Genomic DNA, 396 nt, shown 5'->3' on the forward strand with positions numbered 1-396 from the left:
GTCAGAAGCAGGCGACGCCGATGGCGCAGCGCTATAGCGTCGAGGAGATCCTCTCCCGGGTGCTCACGTCCGCGCCGTTTATTGAGGGCGTGACCGTCAGCGGGGGTGAGGCCACCACGCAGCTGCCGTTTTTGGTTGCGCTGTTCACCGCGATCAAAGCCGATCCGTCCCTGCGCCATCTGACGTGCCTGGTGGACAGCAACGGCCTGTTAAGCGAAACCGGCTGGCAAAAGCTGTTTCCGGTGTTTGACGGCGCGATGGTGGATCTGAAAGCCTGGGGCAATGAACATCACCGTTTTCTGACCGGGCGCGAAAACACGCTGATCAAGCAGAGCATCCGCTGGCTGGCCGATCGTCATCGCCTGACGGAGCTGCGCCTGCTGGTGATCCCCGATC

General features: G+C 62.1%; 1 protein-coding gene. It reads left to right on the forward strand.

The genetic code is table 11. The annotated features are described in order from the left end of the window. Positions 1–20 precede the first annotated feature (20 nt). A partial coding sequence (locus tag NWP10_RS12390) for a radical SAM protein (RefSeq protein ID WP_258301100.1) occupies positions 21–396 on the forward strand: 376 nt, incomplete at its 3' end.

Source organism: Micrococcus sp. HG099 (genome assembly GCF_024723355.1).
Lineage (GTDB): Bacteria > Actinomycetota > Actinomycetes > Actinomycetales > Micrococcaceae > Micrococcus > Micrococcus endophyticus.